Source organism: Marinimicrobium alkaliphilum, from assembly GCF_003259155.1.
Taxonomy (GTDB): Bacteria; Pseudomonadota; Gammaproteobacteria; order Pseudomonadales; family Cellvibrionaceae; genus Marinimicrobium_A; species Marinimicrobium_A alkaliphilum.
Genome location: NZ_QGMQ01000005.1, coordinates 276,393 through 295,500, shown reverse-complemented (window position 1 = coordinate 295,500; position 19,108 = coordinate 276,393). Strand labels below are relative to the sequence as shown.

At 59.8% G+C, this 19,108-nt stretch carries 16 protein-coding genes; 5 read left to right on the top strand and 11 right to left on the bottom strand.

What is annotated here, in order from left to right; genetic code table 11:
* Positions 1-6 precede the first annotated feature (6 nt).
* Together DKW72_RS10400 and DKW72_RS10395 are read right to left on the bottom strand one after the other, a co-directional pair.
* On the bottom strand, positions 7-1,308 hold the full coding sequence (locus DKW72_RS10400) for a glycoside hydrolase family 5 protein (RefSeq protein ID WP_111642287.1): 1,302 nt from the start codon (positions 1,306-1,308) through the stop codon (positions 7-9).
* Between the two features lie 119 nt (positions 1,309-1,427).
* Entirely contained in the window at positions 1,428-3,233 is a 1,806-nt protein-coding gene (locus DKW72_RS10395) for an ABCB family ABC transporter ATP-binding protein/permease (protein WP_111642286.1), read from the bottom strand.
* A gap of 113 nt (positions 3,234-3,346) precedes the next feature.
* Here DKW72_RS10395 and DKW72_RS10390 point away from each other — a divergent pair, with 113 nt between their 5' ends.
* From DKW72_RS10390 to DKW72_RS10375, 4 genes are all read left to right on the top strand, one after another.
* The gene (locus tag DKW72_RS10390) at positions 3,347-4,681 is read left to right on the top strand and encodes a sialidase family protein (RefSeq protein ID WP_157960459.1); all 1,335 of its coding nucleotides are present in this window, start codon (positions 3,347-3,349) and stop codon (positions 4,679-4,681) included.
* Between the two features lie 125 nt (positions 4,682-4,806).
* Complete coding sequence (locus DKW72_RS10385) at positions 4,807-6,597, top strand: diguanylate cyclase (RefSeq protein WP_111642284.1); 1,791 nt, start codon at positions 4,807-4,809, stop codon at positions 6,595-6,597.
* A 48-nt stretch (positions 6,598-6,645) separates the two neighbouring features.
* A complete protein-coding gene (locus DKW72_RS10380; protein WP_111642283.1) occupies positions 6,646-7,452 on the top strand; it encodes a DUF432 domain-containing protein in 807 nt (268 codons plus the stop codon).
* A 21-nt stretch (positions 7,453-7,473) separates the two neighbouring features.
* Entirely contained in the window at positions 7,474-8,358 is an 885-nt protein-coding gene (locus tag DKW72_RS10375) for a mechanosensitive ion channel family protein (RefSeq protein WP_111642282.1), read from the top strand.
* Here DKW72_RS10375 and DKW72_RS10370 read toward each other — a convergent pair whose 3' ends face one another.
* The 6 genes from DKW72_RS10370 to DKW72_RS10345 all read right to left on the bottom strand — a co-directional run bounded on the left by DKW72_RS10370 (position 8,359) and on the right by DKW72_RS10345 (position 15,228).
* Positions 8,359-11,100: a bifunctional diguanylate cyclase/phosphodiesterase gene (locus tag DKW72_RS10370; protein ID WP_111642281.1), complete on the bottom strand. Its 2,742-nt coding sequence runs from the start codon at positions 11,098-11,100 to the stop codon at positions 8,359-8,361.
* A 241-nt stretch (positions 11,101-11,341) separates the two neighbouring features.
* Positions 11,342-12,658, bottom strand: coding sequence for an outer membrane beta-barrel protein (locus DKW72_RS10365; protein WP_111642280.1), 1,317 nt, complete (start codon positions 12,656-12,658; stop codon positions 11,342-11,344).
* Positions 12,659-12,691: 33 nt separating this feature from the next.
* Complete coding sequence (locus tag DKW72_RS10360) at positions 12,692-13,111, bottom strand: hypothetical protein (protein WP_111642279.1); 420 nt, start codon at positions 13,109-13,111, stop codon at positions 12,692-12,694.
* Between the two features lie 67 nt (positions 13,112-13,178).
* Positions 13,179-13,928: a hypothetical protein gene (locus tag DKW72_RS10355; protein WP_111642278.1), complete on the bottom strand. Its 750-nt coding sequence runs from the start codon at positions 13,926-13,928 to the stop codon at positions 13,179-13,181.
* A gap of 21 nt (positions 13,929-13,949) precedes the next feature.
* Positions 13,950-14,627 carry a hypothetical protein gene (locus tag DKW72_RS10350; RefSeq protein ID WP_111642277.1) on the bottom strand — a complete coding sequence of 226 codons (678 nt, stop codon included), beginning with the start codon at positions 14,625-14,627 and terminating at the stop codon, positions 13,950-13,952.
* Positions 14,628-14,664: 37 nt separating this feature from the next.
* Positions 14,665-15,228: an RNA polymerase sigma factor gene (locus DKW72_RS10345; protein ID WP_111642276.1), complete on the bottom strand. Its 564-nt coding sequence runs from the start codon at positions 15,226-15,228 to the stop codon at positions 14,665-14,667.
* A 138-nt stretch (positions 15,229-15,366) separates the two neighbouring features.
* Here DKW72_RS10345 and DKW72_RS10340 point away from each other — a divergent pair, with 138 nt between their 5' ends.
* Entirely contained in the window at positions 15,367-16,026 is a 660-nt protein-coding gene (locus tag DKW72_RS10340) for a DsbA family oxidoreductase (protein ID WP_111642275.1), read from the top strand.
* On the opposite strand, the gene DKW72_RS10335 is transcribed toward DKW72_RS10340, so the two are convergent.
* The 3 genes from DKW72_RS10335 to DKW72_RS10325 all read right to left on the bottom strand — a co-directional run bounded on the left by DKW72_RS10335 (position 16,027) and on the right by DKW72_RS10325 (position 19,021).
* The gene (locus tag DKW72_RS10335; protein ID WP_157960458.1) at positions 16,027-16,563 is read right to left on the bottom strand and encodes a GNAT family N-acetyltransferase; all 537 of its coding nucleotides are present in this window, start codon (positions 16,561-16,563) and stop codon (positions 16,027-16,029) included.
* Positions 16,560-18,020 carry an exonuclease domain-containing protein gene (locus tag DKW72_RS10330; RefSeq protein ID WP_157960457.1) on the bottom strand — a complete coding sequence of 487 codons (1,461 nt, stop codon included), beginning with the start codon at positions 18,018-18,020 and terminating at the stop codon, positions 16,560-16,562. The genes DKW72_RS10335 and DKW72_RS10330 overlap by 4 nt, the downstream gene beginning before the upstream one ends.
* Positions 18,021-18,118: 98 nt before the next feature.
* Positions 18,119-19,021, bottom strand: a complete 903-nt coding sequence (locus tag DKW72_RS10325; RefSeq protein ID WP_111642272.1) for a LysR family transcriptional regulator — start codon at positions 19,019-19,021, stop codon at positions 18,119-18,121.
* Positions 19,022-19,108: the final 87 nt, after the last annotated feature.

Sequence of the window (19,108 nt, the reverse complement as noted above, 5' to 3'; positions counted from 1 at the left end):
TTGCACTCAGTCCTCACCCTTTGACGCGGCTAGCGCCTCGAGTAATGCGTCCATGACCTGCTCGTCATGGAGTGTAAGGTTGTTCCGGTCGAACAGGCCGAAGGCGTTATTGCCCAGGCCGCCGTTATCCCAGTAGAAAGGCAGCAGGCCGTTGGCGAAAGCCTGCTCGGTGACGTAGCGATGGTAGTAGGCGCGGGAGGCGTTGTGCAGCTCCAGGGCTTCGCCTTCAAGGTGAGTGCGCCGTACGGCGGAGTATTCACCCAGCAGCACCGGAATGCCCTGATCCACAAACTGGTGGCGCATCAATGCCATCAGGTCATCGATATGGGCCTCTTCGCCCCAGGTCGGGTTGTGGTCGGTGTCGGTGGACGAGCGATTGCCTTCGCCCCAATAGAAAAAGCGGTTGCCCCAGCTCTGGTCTTCGGGCATCAGGGCGAAGTTATAGGGGGTATAAAAGTGGACCTCCATCATCAAGCGGTCGGGCACGCTGTCTTCCGGCATGCGGGTCCACAGCTCGCTGGTGAGTTCAATATCGGTAAGCGGCCCCTGCACCACCAGGGTCCGGTAGGCGTTGCGGCCTCCGGTGGCGCGCACCGCGTCGATGAACGTCTGGAGATAGACCATCAGCGTGTCCATCTGGTCGGCGTTTTCCACATTGGGCTCATTGGTGCCGGCGAAGATCACCTTGGCATCGAAATCCCGCAAGTGGGTGGCGATCTGCTCCCAATAGGCGCGCTGGCGATCATTGATTTCATCGTCCACCTCGGCGCCGATATTGTTTTCCAGCCAGCCACCGTCCCAGTGGATATTGACCACGGCGTAGAGGTCTTCATCAACCACCATCTGCACCACATCCCGCACCCGGTTGAGCCAATCGGCATCGATTTCCGCCGTGGCCTCATCGGCGTACTGGTGCCAGGCGACCGGAATCCGGATAGCGTTAAAGCCCGCCTCCTTGACCAGCGCGATCAGCTCAGGCGTCACCTCAGGGTTGCCCCAGGCGGTCTCACCGCCAATGGCTTCCAGGGTGTTGCCGATATTCCAGCCCAGACCCATACCGGCGGCCAGGTCACTGGCGGTCGCCGTCATCCCGGCGTCGTCCGGGGGCAGGGGGTCGCTGTTGTAGTCCGGGAAAATTGACGCCACAGGCGGCTCCGTGGGCGCGCTCGAGCTGGAGCTGGAAGAGGACTGGCCATCGTCCGATACCGGTGGTGTCACCGGGGTGGAACTGCTACTGCCGCAGCCCGCCGCCAATAGAGAGGCCAGAAAAATGACCAACGGTAGAATCGAAAGCCTGCGTATCCGCATCTGCTCCTCCAGGGTTGGGCGTGAGTGGCCCATCGTTATTATCGGAGGTCTGAAATTACCACAGGATAAATTATCTGTAAAATCATATTTATCAGTGCAAATGACACCGACCTTTCCGTTTACTCAGAGCGCCGGCTCTGCTGCAACGCCCAGAGCCGGGCGTAGCGCCCGCCCTGAGCCAACAGCTGCTGATGGCTGCCTTGCTCGACCAGTTGTCCGTCGTCGAGCACCAGGATCCGATCCGCGTCGACGATGGTGGAGAGCCGGTGGGCGATCACCAGGCTGGTGTGACCGGTGGAGACTTCGCGCATGGCGTCGACGATGGCGCTTTCGGCGTTGGAATCCAGGGCCGAGGTGGCTTCGTCAAACACCAGTATGGGTGCGCCTTTGAGCAGCACCCGGGCGATGGCGATGCGCTGCTTTTCGCCACCCGAGACTTTCAGGCCGCGCTCGCCCACCAGGGTCTGGTCGCCCTCGGGCAGGCTGGCGATAAAGGCGTCCAGATTCGCCATGCGGATGGCCCGCTCGATGGCGGCGTCGTCGGCCGCCGGGTTGCCGTAGGCGATGTTCTCGCGAATGCTGGTGTTGAACAGCACCGTGTCCTGGGGCACCACCGCAATGGCCCGGCGCAGGCTGTCCTGGGTGACGGTGCGGATATCCTGATCGTCGATACGGATGCTGCCGCCATCCACATCGTAAAACCGATAAAGCAGGCGGGCGAGGGTGCTTTTACCGGCACCGGAAGCGCCGACAATGGCGACCCGCTCTCCCGGCTCGATACTCAAGGTCAGACCTTTGAGGATGGGGCGCTCGGAGTGATAGCCAAAGTGGACCCGATCAAAACGGATGGCGCCGCGGCTGACCACCAACGCCCGGGCATCCGGAGCGTCAGCGATGGCGGGTTGGCGACGCAACAGGCCGAGCATATTCTCCAGATCGGTCAGCGCCCGGCGGATTTCCCGATACACGAACCCGAGAAAGTTGAGCGGAATAAACAGCTGAATCATGTAGGCGTTGAGCATCACCAGGTCACCGATGGTCAGCTCCCGCTCAACCACACTGGCGGTGGCCATAAACATCAGGGCGGTGATGGCCAGGGCGATGATCAGCGCCTGACCGGAGTTGAGCGCCAGCAGTGACATCCGGTTTTTGAGTTTGGCCTGTTCCCAATGAGCCAGAAAGTCGTCGTAGGTCCTGGCCTCAAAACGCTCGTTGTTGAAGTATTTGACCGTCTCATAGTTGAGCAGGCTGTCCACCGCCCGGGTGTTGGTGGAGGAGTCCGCCTGATTGGCGGCGCGCACAAAGCGGTTGCGCCATTCCGTGGTGATGACGGTAAACAGGATATACACCACCACGGCGACCAGCACGATCAGGGAATACCAAGGGGAGAAGGCATAGGCAAAAATCGCCGCAACCATGGCGATCTCGAACAGGGTCGGGACGATATTGAACATCAGAAAGCGCATCAGGAAGCTGATGCCGCTGGTGCCGCGCTCAATGTCCCGGCTGACGCCGCCGGTCTGGCGGTTGAGGTGAAAGCCCAGCTCCAGATTGTGCAGGTGTTTGAACACCCGCAGCCCGATGCGGCGCATGGCGTGTTCGGTCACGCGACTGAAGATGGCGTCGCGCAGCTCGCCGAAAAACACCCCACCAAAGCGCAACAACCCGTAGAACAACAGAAAGGCCACCGGCAAAACCACCTCCGGCTGCAGACTCCGATCCACACCGTCGACGATGTGTTTGAGTGCCCAGGGCATGGTCAGGGCGGCGCCCTTAGCGGCCAGGAGTGCCAGCAGTGCGAGCATCACCCGGCCCTTGAACTCCCACAGGTAGGGCCAGAGGTAACCCACGACTTCTCTCAGGTTAAGGCGGGGCACCTGAGGGTCCCGGGACGCGGGCGGGTAACGGCGGCTATATCCTCGCATGGGACAGACACTGGCTCCTGACGGAAAAGCTGCTAGCTTAACAGGAAGCATCAACGCTTCGGTGAAATGATCAACCCCGCAGTGGCAGCCCTGACCCAACAGAGGAGAGCGCCATGAGAAGCATCCCGTCACTGATCGTATGTTCGATCCTTGTCCTCGCCGCCTGCGGCAATCAGGCATCCGAGGAGCCCGCACGCGCGTCCACCGACAGCCGCTGGCAGGCCCCAACGCGGGTCGCGGAGGGTCCGGCAAGCACGGGCCCATGGCGAATGAACGACTCTGAATTTCACTATCTCGATGACGCCACGGTAGCCCTGCTGGACGACAACGAGCTGGTCGTCGTCTGGGCCGACAACGAGCGTCAGACACTGTATCTGCAACGCTATGACGCCGACAATCAACCCCGCTTCGACGACCCGGTGAGCATTTCCCGCAGCCCTTCCGTGTTCTCCTGGCTCCCCAGGGTCGCCTTTACCGACGACGACCACATCTACGTCCTGTGGGAGGAAATCGTGTTTTCCGGCGGCTCTCACGGCGGAGACATCTTTTTTGCCCGCTCACGCGACGGTGGCCGCAGCTTTGACGAGCCTTTGAACCTGTCGCGCACCCCCGAGGGAGCCGGCAAAGGCCGACTGACGGAAAACCGCTGGGATAACGGTAGCCTGGACCTCAGGGTTGCCGCCAACGGCGACCTCCTGGCGGCCTGGAGCACCTACGAGGGCGGTCTCTACTTTCGCCGCTCGGTCGATCAGGGGCAGCGCTTTTTGCCCAGGGTCACCGTCAGTGCGTCTGAACAGTACCCCGCCAGAGCGCCAGCCCTGGCGGAGGGCCCGGATGGCACCTACTATCTGGCCTGGGCTGTGGGAGAGGACCCTGGTGCCGACCTGCGCCTCGCGCGCTCCGGCAATCAGGGTGAAACCTTTGGCCCGCCCAGAACGCTGCTCGCTAGCGCTGGTCACTCGGATACCCCGGCCCTGGGCGTGGACAGTCGCGGCCAACTACACTTGGCCTACGCCGAAAGTCCCGATGGCCCCTTTGGCCCGGCCCAGATCCATTACGCCCAGTTGAACGGCGACGGCGACGTGCTAAAGTCGCCCCGTCGCCTCAGCAATCCCGAGGACAGCACCCAATCCGGACGCGCGCCCTCTCTGGCACTGGACCCGGAGGACAGGCTGGCAATTCTTTGGGAACATCAACCCGACCCCGGCAATCGCCCCCGGGGCCTGGGCATTGTGTTTTCCCCTGACGCCGGGGAGCGACTGACGCCCATGGTCGTCATACCGGGCAGTGACGATGCTGGCGGCGGTGTCAACGGCAGCCTGCAGGGCCAGCTGGCGCGCAAGCTGAGTATGAACAGCAATGGCCAGGTCGCCGTGGTCAACAGCCATTTTTTACCCGATGACTACAGCCGGATTGTCCTGCTTCGGGGGTCGGCGCCAGACCCCTAAGCCACAATCAACGGCCATGGCGCTCGGGAATGTTGGCTTTTCTTAACCAAAAAATGCAAATATATGTGCCATAATAGCGGCAACAATGCCGTCCACGGACGAATAAGAGACACTAAGGCAACGACATGGCGAAGCACGGGTTTCCGAAGCGCAGGCAGCCATTCTATCGGTGGTTACTGACCTTATTGGCCGTTTGGGCGGCAACCGGGTATGCCAGTGATTGGCCCATCATTGATATCACCGATTTGTCGATAGCACCCGTGCGAGCGCCGGCCGAGTTTCTCGCTCGGGCCGAGCCGGCGACCTTTGATGAGGTCCGCCGGCAGGATTTTGCTCCCCTGCGCCCGCGGGATATCAACCAGGGCATCAGCGACGGCCATTACTGGATCAAAGCTCGGCTGGTCAATGACAGCACCCAGCCCCGAACGTGGTTTATTCACAACGAAACCAGCTATATCGACAACCTGGTGGTTTATGCCCGCGACAACGATCAGTCAGACTTTTCTCACACGCACCTCTCGGACCGCCAACCCTTTCACCAACGCCCTGTCGATTACCGCAATCTGACCTACCGTCACACAACACCCGCTCGCGGCCACACCGACGTGTACCTGAACGTCTACTTCGATCAAGCGGACTCCATCAGTTTGAATTTCATGCTTGCAGACGAAGACGCCTTTCACCAGCGGGTACGCGAGGAAAACCTGTTTTACGGCGCCTACTACGGCATTCTGGGGCTGCTTGTCCTGCTTGCGTTGATCGTCTACTGCCTGCTTCGACAAAGCAGTGCGCTCTACTACGCCCTCTTTTTGTTCAGCACAGGGATGTTGTGGCTACTCCTGAACGGGTTTGGCTTCCAGTACCTGTGGCCCAACAGCGTGGCACTCCACAATGAAGGCTTTCATATCGCTTTTCTGTTATTCGCCATTGCCGGATTACAGTTTTCCAAATCTTTCCTGAAAACCGAGCGCCATTTTCCCCGGACCCATCGCGCCTTTACCGTCCTCCAGTGCATCGCCCTTGCCGGTATTGGTCTGCGTCTGCTTGGCAACTACGGCATCGTGCTGCACCTGGCGTTCGGTATGTTGGCGCTGCTCGCGGTCGCGATTCCGGCCATCAGCTGGATGGCCTGGCGACGGGGCCTTCAGTACGCACGCTGGTATCTTTTTGCCTGGCTGATCTATTCCATCAGTCTGCTCGTTGCGATTACCAGTGCCTACCTGGGGTGGTTTACCTGGGGCATGGCATCGCTGAACTATCTGCAAATCGGCAGTCTGCTGGAAGCGCTGTGCCTGACTGTCGCCATGACCGAACGCCTGATGAGCCTGGAAACCGACCGGCGCGATGCCATCGCCCTGGCCCATCAGGATCCGCTGACCGGCCTGGGTAATCGACGGCTACTCCAAAAACACTACGAATCAATGCGTACGCGCTTTGCGCAGGAAGGCATACCCGTATTCCTGATCATGATCGACCTGGACTACTTCAAACAGGTCAACGATACCTACGGGCATGAAGCCGGCGACAATGTACTGCAGGAAATGGCCAAGCTCCTGCGCCAACACAGCCGCAGCGATGACGTCTGTATCCGCTACGGGGGCGAGGAGTTCGCCATGCTGCTGAGAGCCAATACCCTGGCGGACGCCGAACACATCGCGGAACGGGTTCGAGAACAGTTTGCAGACAACGCCACCCACTTTCAGGGTCAGATCATCCATCACACCTTGAGTGCGGGCATCACTGAGGTGTTATCGGATCAGGAAACACTCAGTGTCCGTGACATGATGGCCAGAGCCGATGCCGCCCTCTATCAGGGCAAAACCACCGGTCGGAACCGCACGGTCATCTATCGTGCCGAAGACCCTTCCTCCCTCGAGTCAGGCGATGGCGGTGACGCCCGGCAGAAAAAATGCTAGCGTAACGGGGACGGACTGCCCCGGCCCACGATTTCAACGAGGATACCTGTGACCCCCGACGCCAACCCCCCCCTCAAACCCTGGTGGCAACCGCGCCTGCTCGACCGGGGCGAGTGCTGGCACACCGCCATTGGCCCCTTGTCGATTTATCTGTACCGCTTCAGCAGTCAATGGCTTTTGGCCACCCAAACTCTGGGCGATGAGGCCGACCACAGCCAACTGATCAGCGAAGAAGTCCAGGAGATTCCCGAAGAGCTCAACCTCAGCCGCTATGTGTTTACCGAATCGCCCAAGGGGTTCGTTCTGCGCCCACGCACTCTGGATCGACCGCTGGTGGTGAAGACCATGCAACCGGTCCACGTCCCCCCGGGGGAGAAGGTGACCTTTTATATCAGCTCGCCGGTGACCGTCGAAATTGATCTGGTAGAGCCCGACACGATTCTCCAGGAGACGCCCGTGTTGCGCCTGTCCGACACCTGGTTCGGGCCCTCCACCCGGGTGGGTGAGCTCTGTTACGCGGCCCGCACTCATGCCCGCAACAGCCGGGCTGACGTCCCCCCCAGACCCCACCGGGTGGTGACGCCGGTCACCATTCACAACGAAGGCGAGCAGAATCTGACAATCGAAAAACTGAGTATCCCGGTACCTTATCTGGCCATTTACGGGCTCGACGATGGCACCCTCTGGAGCGACCCGGTGACCTTGGCGCACAGTGATGGCAACGCCCTCGCGGGGCTCAAGATTGACAGCCGGTTACCCGATGGCGTCAGCCCCGAACACCGTATTGCCGAGCCGCGGGTGGAGATGCCCAGGGGCAGTTTTGTGCGGGCGTTTACCAGTATTTTTTCCGATTAACACGCGCTCTAGGACAACCCCATGACCTGGTTTACCGAATTTGTCGCCTCCGAACAGTTTATGCAGTTTGTCCACGCCGGTATTCTGTTGGTGGTGGGTTTTCTGCTGGCAAGCATCGTGTCGCGCTTTGTGTTCAAGATGTTGTCGAGCCGCTTCAACACCCATCACAGCACCCTCTTTCGGCGCCTGACCTATTGGATAGTGCTTCTGCTGTTCCTGACGTCCGCGCTGCAGCAGTTGGGTTTCAGCATCGGCGTGCTTCTGGGGGCGGCGGGGGTGCTCTCGGTGGCAATCGGTTTTGCGTCCCAGACCTCGGCCTCGAACCTGATCAGCGGCCTGTTCCTGGTGGGCGAGAAGCCCTTTGAGCTGGGCGACATCATCACCATCGGCAACACCACCGGCGAAGTCCTTTCGGTCGATCTGCTCTCGGTGAAATTGCGCACCTTCGACAATCTGTTTGTGCGTATTCCCAACGAAACCCTGATCAAAACCGAAATGATCAATCTGACCCGCTTCCCCATTCGGCGCTTTGACCTGAAAGTGGGCGTGGCTTACCGGGAGAATATTGCCAAGGTGCGCGAGGTGTTGATGGCAGTGGCCGAAAAGGATCCCCTGTGTCTGGACGAACCGGCGCCACTGTTCTTATTTTTGGGCTTCGGTGACTCGTCGCTGGATATACAATTCTCCGTCTGGGCCAAACGGGAGAATTTCCGGGATCTGCGCAACACGATGCAGGAAGCGGTCAAGAATGCCTTTGACGAAGCCGGTATCGAAATTCCCTTCCCGCACCGCTCACTGTACACGGGCAGTGTCACTGACCCTTTCCCCATCCGTATTGTGACAGAAAACGGGGCCGCCACTGCGCTTGCCGAGCCACCTCATGGCGAAAGCAAAACCGAAGACTGATTACTCGGTGTCTTCTGACGGACTCTGCTCGCGACGCAGCAGAGTCACCAGGTCGGTATTGTTCAAGGGCCGGTGTATCCCGAAGCCCTGAGCGTAACCAAAGCCGAGGCCAAACACAAAAGCGCGCTGCTGGTCTGTTTCTACACCTTCCACGACAGACTCCAGTTTCAACACCCGCGCCAACTCCAGTATGGCGCGCACGATTTTCTGGTTTTTGTCGATGGTGTCAGTCTGGTTGATAAACGAGCGATCGAGTTTGATACCGTCAATCGGCAGGCGCCGCAAATAACTCAGGGACGAGTACCCGGTACCAAAATCATCCACATAAATCCGCACTCCCATGGCCTGCAGCTCGTTAAACACGGCGGCAGCTTCGTCATCGCGCTCAATCAATACACCCTCAGTAATCTCAATGGCCAGGTGCCGACCAGACAGGCCGAACTGCGCCAGAGTAATGCGGATATAGTCCACGAGATCCACCAGGAAGAACTCTTTGGGGGAGAGATTGACACTCATATAGAAATCATTGGATACCAGATTGCTGGCACGCAGATTGGCCAGTGTCCGGCAGGCGCGGGTAAGCATCTGTCGCCCCAGTTGCACAATCAGACCGCTGCTTTCAGCCACGGAAATAAATTGGGCGGGCTCAACTTCGCCCAGGTCGTCGTGGTGCCAACGTGCCAGCACTTCACAACCGACAATGCGGTTGGGGGCGACTTCAATGATGGGCTGATAGGCTGCACCCATACCCTGCCGCTGTAAAGTTTCCCGCAGCGCCTGTTCAATCGCGGAACGGTTGACCTGCTCGCACTGCATTTTTTCGTCGAAGATGACATAGCAGCCCTTGCCCCGATCTTTGGCCCGGTAGAGTGCCAGATCCGCATGGCGAATGATGTCATCCGTGTTGGTGTAGTGCGCACCCCCCAGGGCGATGCCAATACTCGACCCCAGTACCAGTTGGACGCTCTTAATCACGAACGGCTCTTGCAAAGCCGCCAGGATACGCCGAGCCAACCCGCGCAGATCCTCTTCGTTGCATGTATCTTCAATCAGCAACATGAACTCATCCCCACCAAAGCGGGACAGGGTATCTTCCGGACGCAATTGCCGCTCAATACGTTTGGCAAACTCCTGCAAGAGCGCATCGCCGACCAGGTGACCATAGCTGTCATTGATGGTTTTAAAATTGTCGATATCCATGACCATGATGGCGTAGTCAACCCGGCGACGACGCGAGCGCTTGATCAATTGATCCAGGCGGTCAATAAACACCGAGCGATTGTTTACCCCTGTCAGCTTGTCGTGAAAGGCGTTGTGATGCAGCTCGTGTTCAATGATTTTACGATCGGTAATGTCGCGGCCGTAGCCATAGAATACCGTCTCCCAATCCACCGCCACAAAGCTCCACTCGATCCAGCAGACTTCGTTGTTGGCGGTCAGACTGCGTGCTTCCAGGGTGATTTGCGGCAAGGATCGGTCGAGCAACTTTTGCAGACGCCCTTGGCAGGCTTCACGGTCGTCAGGGTGAAGGCTCTCGATAAAATAGGTACCTTCGAGCATTTCCGTGTCTTTGCGCAGGATGTGCTCTGCGGCGGGATTCACCTGTCGAAAGGTGCCATCCGGGGCGAGCGTACAGAGAATATCCGGGGAAATGGAGAAGAACTGGCGCAGCTCGGCCGTCAACTGCTGGCGGCGGTGACTCTCGCGCTGAAGACTGAGGTTCATTCGCATAAGCACGCGCGCGCGTCCACGGCTGTTGGCGAGCAGGGCGATAAAGCTGGCCAGAGAAATACTGAAAAGTATACCGGCGATCAAAAACCATTTCGGCAAGTTGGGCTCGATGCGTTGTTCAAAGGCGGGCAACGAAGAAAACCGTAGCAGCCAGTCCTGGCCACCAAAGCTGACCGACATGTCGGTATTAAACGCCGGGGTGTGCTGATCGATGTCGGGGTTGTCGTGTTGGCTGTCGTACACTCGGCGCAGGCGCTGAGGCGTTTCCGCGTCAAAAATTTCCAGGCGGTTCAGGCGCAGGCCGGGCTGGCGGAAAACGTCTTTCATCAGGCCTTCAACCCGAAAACTTCCGGACACAAAGCCTCGAATCTCGGTGGCATCCGCGTCGGTCGCGCTCAAAGGTAAAAACAGAAAGATCGTTGGGTGATACTGGCCTTCGTCATCGCGGGTCAGAATGGCGCTGGTCATTCCTATGCGGCCAGTCTCCCTTGCGTAGTCCATAGCCCGACGACGGGTCGGCTCCGAGTACATGTCGTACCCCAAGAACGCCAGGTTAGACTCGGTTTTTGGTGCGACATACACCAACGGCACATAGCGCTCACGGGGATATATTGGCCACACCCGCAACCCCTCCATCCCCCGGGCCTGCTGTTGCTGGATAAGACGTGGCAGCGCATCGGGTGTCACTTCCAGGCTGAGACCGATACCCCGAAACCCCGGAAGGTCATCCGCCAGCGCGCGGCGCTCCACATAGCCTGACCAGATCGTCTGATCAATGGCTTCCGGGGTGTCGGCCAGCGCCACGAGTGACTGCAGCGCTTGCTTGTAGGTCAGCAAGCGCTGCTCAATGGCAAACACGGCTTCACTCGCGCTGCGATCAAAACGCTGTTCGGCCGCGGCCAAGGCGCGCTGTTCGGCACTCAGCCAAAGGCCGAATACCACCGTCAACGACAACGCCAGCACCGCACAAAACGCGGCGGGGGCGGATTTCAGTTTCTTCGGGACGTACATTCGGCTATTGGCCTCCCATAGCGGGACAACACATTGAACTGAAATTCACGGGAGCCCTTGAACGGTGCGGCATGGCCACACTCACAAGCTTAGTCAATTCTGGCCGAGAGCGAATAAAAGAAGAGGTCTTCAGTGTACCACTATGTGGGATTATGCGCCACACCAATGACAAAGGCCAAGGGCTACACGATCAATGATCCCGCTATCATCAACCCTTCGACCACCTCTCTGCGAGGGTCAATTACTCATAACTGTATTCCAATTTGACGCCTATCAATTGCTTGTCATACCGGTACAGGTCGAAATTGTCATCGGCATGGGTGTACTGGTACTCCCCTTCCAGGTGCCAACGACCGGAGAGGCGATAGCGTGCGCCCAATGACAGCTGCTGCTGGGTATTGTGCCGACGCTCGTCCCGCAGTACGCCGCGCAGATCCCGCAAGCGGGTTTCGCCACTGTAGGTGGCCTCGCGCCACTGGTAGCCGCCGAGCAGGGTCCAGCTGTCGTTGAGGCGCCAGCGCGTGTCGAGCCCGACACTGATCACCGTCGGGGAGTAGCTCAGGCGGGCGGACTCGGTTTCCCGGTCGGCGCGGCTGTTGTTTTGCCAGCGCACGCTCGGTGTCAGGGTCCAGTTGCCCGGACGCAGGCGCCAACTCAGCTGCAGCTGTTGCTGCCAGCCCTGCAGATGGGCGTAACCGTCACCGGCGTCAAAGTAGCTCGCCTGGGCCGAGCCGGTCAGCCGGCTTGAGGTGAGATGCCGGTGTGCGCTGAAGGATGCCGTGTACTGGTTGATCAGCGCCGCACCATCGACCCGGGCGTGGGTCATGCGGCCGCCCCATTCGGTTGCCAAAGACCCCAGAGGCCGCTCATGGACAAACCCGGCGCCAACAAGCTCGGTATCGAAAATGTCATACTCAAAGAAATCACGGGCGTAGGCCAGGGCAAAGAGCCGGGTCCCCGCCCGGGGCTCACCACTGACGTAATGATGACCGTAGAGCAGGGCGTTGAGGTAGCTGTCGCCGGCTCCGGAGCGGCGGGCAGACAGTTCATCGGCGAGGTTAGCGGCGTTGGTGTCGTGGGCCAATCCGGCGCTGAACAGGAGTGCCTGACGCGAGGCCTGCGCCTTCGCGGAGGGTGCAGCAAGGGATTTCGCAATCAGTTGTTCCAGACGCTCGCTCGCCAGGGTCTGCAGGCGCTCGTTCGAGGTCTCCCGGGCGACCGCAAGGAAATAGCTCTGCGCTTGCGTCGGGTCGTCCTGCGCCTGGGCGATAAGGCCGAGGTTATAGCGGGCGAGGTCGCGCCAGCGCACGTCATCGGTCAGTTGTTCAAAGGCGTCGCGCGCCTCGTCCAGGCGCTCCAGCCGGTAAAGGGTAACGGCCAGGTTGTAGGTCAGGTTGGCCGAGTCATTGCCGGCGTCTTGTGCGTGTTCGAAGTACCCCAGGGCGGTTTCATAATCGCCGGCTCTGAAGGCCTCCGTTCCCTGGCGAAAAGGCGAGTTTTCGGCAACAGCCTGGGTGCCCGCACACAGTAACAGCAGGCCAATAAGGTAAGGCTTCATGGGTTTCCCCTTCTCTAGCGGTGGCCCAAAGGGTCAACGGCTGAGCGGCAAGGTCTCGATCAGCTCGTCGGTCAGGTCGTCGACATCACTGGTCAGGTCGTTGATAAGATCTTCCGGCAGGCTGTCGATGATGATGTCCGGCAGCCGGTCGAGTTCGCCCGCAGCGATGGCTTCATTGATCAGCTGGCTGAGCTCGGAGTCGGTATCCTGCAACAGACGGGTGACGACCGCCCGGACACGCTGCAGCTCCTCGGCCTCAACGCTGTCACGCTGCGGTTGAACACGGGTGCTGGGCATCGGCAGGGCAATGCGCTGAACGGCATCATCGGGGCTGTCGTCTTCGTCGACGATGGTCATGATCACATCCAGATCGTCATCCTCGGCCCACGCCAGTGGCCCGGCCAACACCGAGCTGACGACCACTAAACCTGATACCAGTAACTTGGCGTTCATGATTGTGCTCCTGAACTAAAAAACCGGGAGCGGGAGCCCGAAGGCTCCTGCGCCCCTGTGGTGAGTATTACAACAGGTCGCCGGTGATACTGCCGTTGACGCTGCCGTTGATCGTGGATTGAATGTCGGCGCTGAGATCCGCGGCCTCTTCAGCACTTTCACGGGCACTGTCGACGGTATCGCGCACCATTTCCCGGCTGTCGTCTACCAGCGTAGAGGTCAGTTCGCCGGTCAGTTCCAGGGTGGTCTCGCTGGTGACACTCACAGCACCCTCGAGCAGTTCCGCGGTTTCAACGGTATTCTCCAGCACCGCTTCGGTCGCGGCGGAGGCTGACCCGCTGAGCGCGCTGCCAAAGCGCTCGGCTTCTGCGCCGGTGCCTTCCAGGCTGGTGGCTACCGAGGCCGCCGCGTTGACCGCGTTGTCGCTGTTGAGGTCAAGCGACACACCGTCGGCGGTTTCCACCATCAGGGCGTTACTCTGCTCGGTATCGACGCTGCCGTCGGCCTCGGCGCTGGACGCCACTGACTCAGCGCTCTGCTCGGTTTCTCCGGCGGCTTCACCGCCCAGGTTAACCATCTGCTCCGCGGAGTTTTCTGTGCGGCCCTGGGCTTCATCGACCGCCGCGCGATCGACATCCACCTGGGTGCGGTTGCCCGCTGCCCCTGAGGCACTGCCTTCGGTTTGGCTATCGCGGGCTTCGGCGGCGACATCACCGCTACCCTGGCCGTTAATGTCGCTGCTGACTGACGCCGCCAGTACGGAGGTGGAGAAAGTGGCAGCAGTACCCATAATCAATGCAATCAGTGTCTTATTCATGGTCAGATCCTCGTCGTTCAGTTAGAGAGCAATCGACGATCCGGATTCAATACCCAGGTTGTTCTCCCGAGGCTCAACAGCGAGCTTCATGTGTCGCCGGCTGCTGCCCGATTGAATTTCAATCGTGACTTCGCCGCGCTCATCGCCCAGGAGGTGCAGGGGCAGGGCCAGTTCATTCGTTCCGGCGGCCAATGCCGTCTGCCAACTCAGGGTATCCGTGTCCGGATAGCCATCCAGCGCCAGATTACGGTCCAAACGGATGGTAATCGTGGCTTCAGGTAATGCCTCCTTGCTGACCAAGCGCACGTTCACAGGCCTGACTTCGTTGGGTGCCATCTGCACGACTTGAATGTCGGGCAGAGGAGCCTCGGGGGCCAGAGGTCCGTCGCCGCCAATCTGGGTGAAGAGTACGGCGGCCAAAAGTACACTGGCCGCCAATCCTCCCCAGGCGTAGGGCGCCGACGAGCGCTCTGTTCGAGGCTGTGCAGCATCCCAGGCTTGTGCCAGGGCTCGGTCGGCGAAACCTTCACTGGGCGGCGGTGCTGGCAGGGCGCGCAATAAGCGCGTCAAACGCAGCTCCTCAGCATAGTCCCGGCAGTTTGCGCAGTCCCGCAGGTGCGCAACCAGCGCCTGATCGGCGGCGAGCGCTTGCGGGTCGCTGGCAGTATCCAGCCGGGATTTAGCGTCTACACAGTTCATGGTTTCGTCTCCTTGCTCACTGACACGAGCGAGAGGGCTAAAAGGTTCCAGCCATTAAAAATTTTTTTAAGTGGGCGCGGGCCCGATGCAGCCGGGACTTCACCGTACCCACGTTCAACTCCAGAATATCCGCGACCTCCAGCGCTGTATAGCCCTCGACGTCGTGCAACAGCACAACGTCGCGCTGGCCCTCGTCGAGCTGGGCCAAGCCCTTGAGCAGAGCCCGTTGATCCTCCATCTGCCCGAGCGGGTCGCGCTGATCCTGGGCCCGTGCCACCGGCGACGAGAGGGCATCCTCGTCCGGCGTCCAGACCTCGTGCTCATAGGCCACAGGCCCATTGCGTTGGCGGCGGTAGAGGTCGACGTAACGGTTGTAGAGGATTTTGATCAGCCAGGGGCGCAACATGTCGACGCGCTGTAACTCATCTACCCGGGTGGCCAGGCGCGTAAGAATATCCTGGACAAGGTCTTCCGCATCGCTGCTCGACTGGGTCCAGCGATAGGCCATGCGGTACATGAGTTCGACGTGAGGGCGCAGCAGCTCGGTAAACACATCCTGCTGACGCTTACCCCGGCGAAAGAAATCGACAATGCCAGACACAGATAAGAACCTACTCTAGAGTGGGTATGGGGGCCGTTAACATAGCAACAGGGCGCCTGGCGTGCAAATTCACATCACGAAAATCGCGATTCAATCACAGATTGCTATACTTACACCCTGACTGATCAGGAGTTCATCATGAAACACCTCCATATCGACATCGTTTCCGATATTGCCTGCCCTTGGTGTGCGATCGGTTATGCCCGACTCGAGCAGGCCAAAAAGACGCTGGCCAATGAAATCGCATTCACTGAACAGTGGCGCGCCTTCGAATTGAATCCGGACGATAACGCCGAGCCCGAGCCGATTCTGCCCGCACTCGCGCGCAAGTACGGTCGACCGGAAACCGAGATGCAATCGGCGCAAGCGGATATGATGGCGATTGCCAAAGACCTCGGGATCGACTTCAGCAGGATGCAGGAGCGCTACACCTGCAATACCTTTGATGCCCATCGACTGGTGAAGTGGGCCGCGACCCGGGACAAGGCGACCGCCATGAAAAAAGCGCTTTTCGATGCCTACTTTGGACGCGCAGAAGATGTGTCGAAAGCCGGCGTGCTGATCGGTTGTGCGAAAGCGGCGGGACTGGATGCGGATGAGGCCGAACGGATACTCGGCAGCGATGAGTTTGCCCAGGCGGTGGTCGATGAAGAGCAGACCTATCAACGCGCCGGCGTCACGGCGGTGCCCGGTTTTATTGTCAACGAGAAGTATCTGATTTCAGGCGCGCAAGACACGGACACACTGGTCGATGCCTTTCGCACCATTGCCGATGAAAAAGCCGATACCCAGGTGTGATTATTGGTCGTACGGGTACTCGTCGGCGAGCAACACATAGAGTACGTGATCGATAGGGCGCCCGTGCAGATCTTCCCGTTGGTGCAGATGTTTGTCGAGGCGGAAGCCGAGACGCTCAGGCACCGCACGGCTTTTGTGGTTGTCCACGGCGCAGGAGACTTCGATCCGATGCAGTCGATGGCGGGTAAAGCCCCGATAGGCAAGCAGGTTCAAGGCATGAGTCATCACGCCCTGACCGGTATTTGACTGAGCCAGCCAGTAACCCACTTCGCCCACCCGTGTGCACGCATCAATGCGATGAAAACCGCATACACCCAAAAGCTGTTCGCGATGGGTGATGCCGAAGTGCACGGATCGGCCAGCGCTGTACTCTTCTTCAATCGCGGACAAAAACTTCGCCGTCTCATCAACGGAGGTCGTGCTATCCACCCAGGGTAGCCATTCGCGCAGAAATGTCCGGTTGCCGTCCACCAGCGCAAAAAGGGCGTCCCGGTCCTGCGCGCGCAGACGCTGGAGCGTTACCTGCTCGAGAATCACGACTCGGTCCCCAGGGGAACGACCCGCAAACCCGGCGCAGGTTTGAGCAGGGCCTTGACCAGATAACGATAGATGTCCTTGTCCAGCAGGGCCGGCTGGCTGTCGAGCAATTTCAAGTCGGCGAGCTGCGGTTCACCCACGCCTTCTTCGCTCGCCACCAGACACCAGTTGTCGATGATAAAAGCCGAGTAGCGATCGCTGTTGTCAGCGTGCTCGATCAGCGCCACCGGCCCGGCGTAGGGCCAGGCCTTGAGTGCCACCTTACCGAGCGCGTCCATCAATGCGGTGTTGTGCTGCAACACCGACCAGTCGCCGGTACACAAACCCCTGCAGCGTTTGAGCTGCCGTCCCATACAGGCGGAACCCGGTTTTGCGGGGCTGACCATCACGTGATCGCACAGACCGCGCTCGCGGCCGATGGCCGCCAGAGTTTCGCGCGCCTTTTGGGGCGCGGGGAAAAGTCCGTACAGGCGCTGACTGCGATCGGCCTGATTGACCGTACAGACTTCCGGACGCAGTACACCCTGTTCATCTTCGCGCAGTTGCAGGGTGTGCAACTGACTCACCCGACGCAGACGGCGGTTGAACAGCGGCTGCCGGGCTTTGATCTCCCGCGCTTCCAACAATAGCGCGCTCAACTCACCGGTGGTCTGGGTCACGCGCACGTCGCGCACCTGTTGGCACAGGTTCATCTCCCGTGCGGTGGCGTGATCGGCGGTGAAATGGGAGAGCACCCGCTTGCGTACATCCACGCTCTTACCCACGTACAGCAGACTCCTGCCTTCACCGTAAAAATGATACACCCCGGGGGCACTGGGCAGCGCGTCGAGCACGGCAATGTCCAGACCGGGAGGCAGGCTGGGGCGACGGGTCTGGTTCTGAATCGCTCGCGCAAAGTCTTCCGCCGGTTTGTCATTCCGCGCGCGACAGATAAAGGTCCAGGTGGCGCGGGCATCGGCCAGCGCCCGGTGACGGCTGTCCACCGGAATGCCGAAACGCTGGATGATTTTTTCAAGACTGTGGCGGGCCTCTTCCGGGTAGAGCGCACGCGAAAGTTTGACCGTACACAAGAGTTCCTGATTGAGCGCGAAGCCCAGATTGCCAAAGGCATTGCGCAGGAAACCGTAATCGAAGCGGACGTTGTGGGCGACAAACACCTTGCCTTCCAGGCGCAGGAAAATCTCTTTCGCCACCTGTTCAAAGCGGGGCGCGTCCGCCACCATGGCGTCGGTAATACCGGTAAAGCGCTGAATCGTATAGGGAATGGGGATCTGGGGATTGATCAGGGTACTCCACTCGCGCACACCCTCGGCATCCACCTCGACAATGCCGATCTCGGTGATCCGGTCCCGGGTGACACTGCCGCCGGTGGTTTCGATATCGACGATGGCCAAAGGGCGGTCCAAGCCGGGAAGCAATGACGGCGCAGGCAGCTCGGGGTCAGAAGTTGAGGTCACGGGCTCTCCAAAAATTTTTGTGCGCCGCTTCAATCATTTCGCCTTGGCGCTCACTCAACACTATACCGTCCTCGCCCGGCGGTGGCGATTCAGGATCCCTATCCGCGGAACGCGTCCCAGTATGGCGGGTCGCCGAAGTACCCCGCGATAAAGTCGACGAAGGCACGCACTTTGGTGGCGAGCATGCGCCGGTGGGCGTAGACGGCGTAAAGGGCCAGGGGTTCAGGCTCGTGCTCGGGCAAGAGCACCCGGAGTCGCCCGGCCTCGATCGCCGGGCCGACAATAAAGGTGGGCTGCAAAACCAGGCCTGCGTCGGCCTCGGCCAGGCGGGTGAGGACATCGCCGTTGTTGGTCACCAGTCCCGCTTGCTCGTCGGTCTCCGACGCCAACCATTTGAGTAGCGGCTCGCTCTCGTCCATATAACTGTAGCGCAGAAAGCGGTGTGCCTTGAGCGCGGCGAGGCTGTCCGGGGTTCCCCGGGCCGCCAGATAGGCGGGGGAGGCGCAGAGTACCATGCGCACCGGTGCGATGCGCTTGGCCACCAACGACGAGCTTTGCAGGCGACCGATGCGCAAAGCGATATCGAAGCCCTCGTCAACGATATCCACTTTGCGGTCGTTGAGCTGCAAGTCGATCTCAATGCCCGGATAAGTCTGCTGAAAATCCGCCAGTAGCGGCCCCAGATGCAAAGCCGCGAAAGACACCGGCGCACTGATGCGCAGGCGCCCACGGGCCTGATGCTGCCAGTTGCTCAACTGGCCTTCCACAGCCTCCAGTTCCTCCAACAGCTGGCGCGCCCGAAGGTGATAAGCGGTGCCCGCTTCGGTCAGATGCAGCTGGCGGGTGGTGCGGTTAAGCAGGCGCACACCCAGATGCCCTTCGAGCTGCCCCACATATTTGCTGACCAATTGGGTGGAAATTCCCAAGCGCTCGGAGGCGCGGGTAAAGGAGCCTTCGGCCACCACGGTGACAAAGGCGCGCATCGCGGTAAAACGGTCCATGGTAAGCCCCAGGTATTCAACAACACCGGATTATCAACATGCCGTTGCTAATAATGCAACAGAGAGCACCTTATTCTCCTAAATTAT

Excerpts from the sequence above, each read along its gene's own strand:
- DKW72_RS10340 (WP_111642275.1), top strand. The coding sequence starts at position 15,367 with ATGAAACACCTCCATATCGACATCGTTTCCGATATTGCCTGCCCTTGG.
- DKW72_RS10400 (WP_111642287.1), bottom strand. The coding sequence starts at position 1,308 with ATGCGGATACGCAGGCTTTCGATTCTACCGTTGGTCATTTTTCTGGCC.
- DKW72_RS10390 (WP_157960459.1), top strand. The coding sequence starts at position 3,347 with ATGAGAAGCATCCCGTCACTGATCGTATGTTCGATCCTTGTCCTCGCC.
- DKW72_RS10370 (WP_111642281.1), bottom strand. The coding sequence starts at position 11,100 with ATGTACGTCCCGAAGAAACTGAAATCCGCCCCCGCCGCGTTTTGTGCG.
- DKW72_RS10365 (WP_111642280.1), bottom strand. The coding sequence starts at position 12,658 with ATGAAGCCTTACCTTATTGGCCTGCTGTTACTGTGTGCGGGCACCCAG.
- DKW72_RS10360 (WP_111642279.1), bottom strand. The coding sequence starts at position 13,111 with ATGAACGCCAAGTTACTGGTATCAGGTTTAGTGGTCGTCAGCTCGGTG.
- DKW72_RS10350 (WP_111642277.1), bottom strand. The coding sequence starts at position 14,627 with ATGAACTGTGTAGACGCTAAATCCCGGCTGGATACTGCCAGCGACCCG.
- DKW72_RS10395 (WP_111642286.1), bottom strand. The coding sequence starts at position 3,233 with ATGCGAGGATATAGCCGCCGTTACCCGCCCGCGTCCCGGGACCCTCAG.
- DKW72_RS10355 (WP_111642278.1), bottom strand. The coding sequence starts at position 13,928 with ATGAATAAGACACTGATTGCATTGATTATGGGTACTGCTGCCACTTTC.
- DKW72_RS10375 (WP_111642282.1), top strand. The coding sequence starts at position 7,474 with ATGACCTGGTTTACCGAATTTGTCGCCTCCGAACAGTTTATGCAGTTT.
- DKW72_RS10385 (WP_111642284.1), top strand. The coding sequence starts at position 4,807 with ATGGCGAAGCACGGGTTTCCGAAGCGCAGGCAGCCATTCTATCGGTGG.
- DKW72_RS10325 (WP_111642272.1), bottom strand. The coding sequence starts at position 19,021 with ATGGACCGTTTTACCGCGATGCGCGCCTTTGTCACCGTGGTGGCCGAA.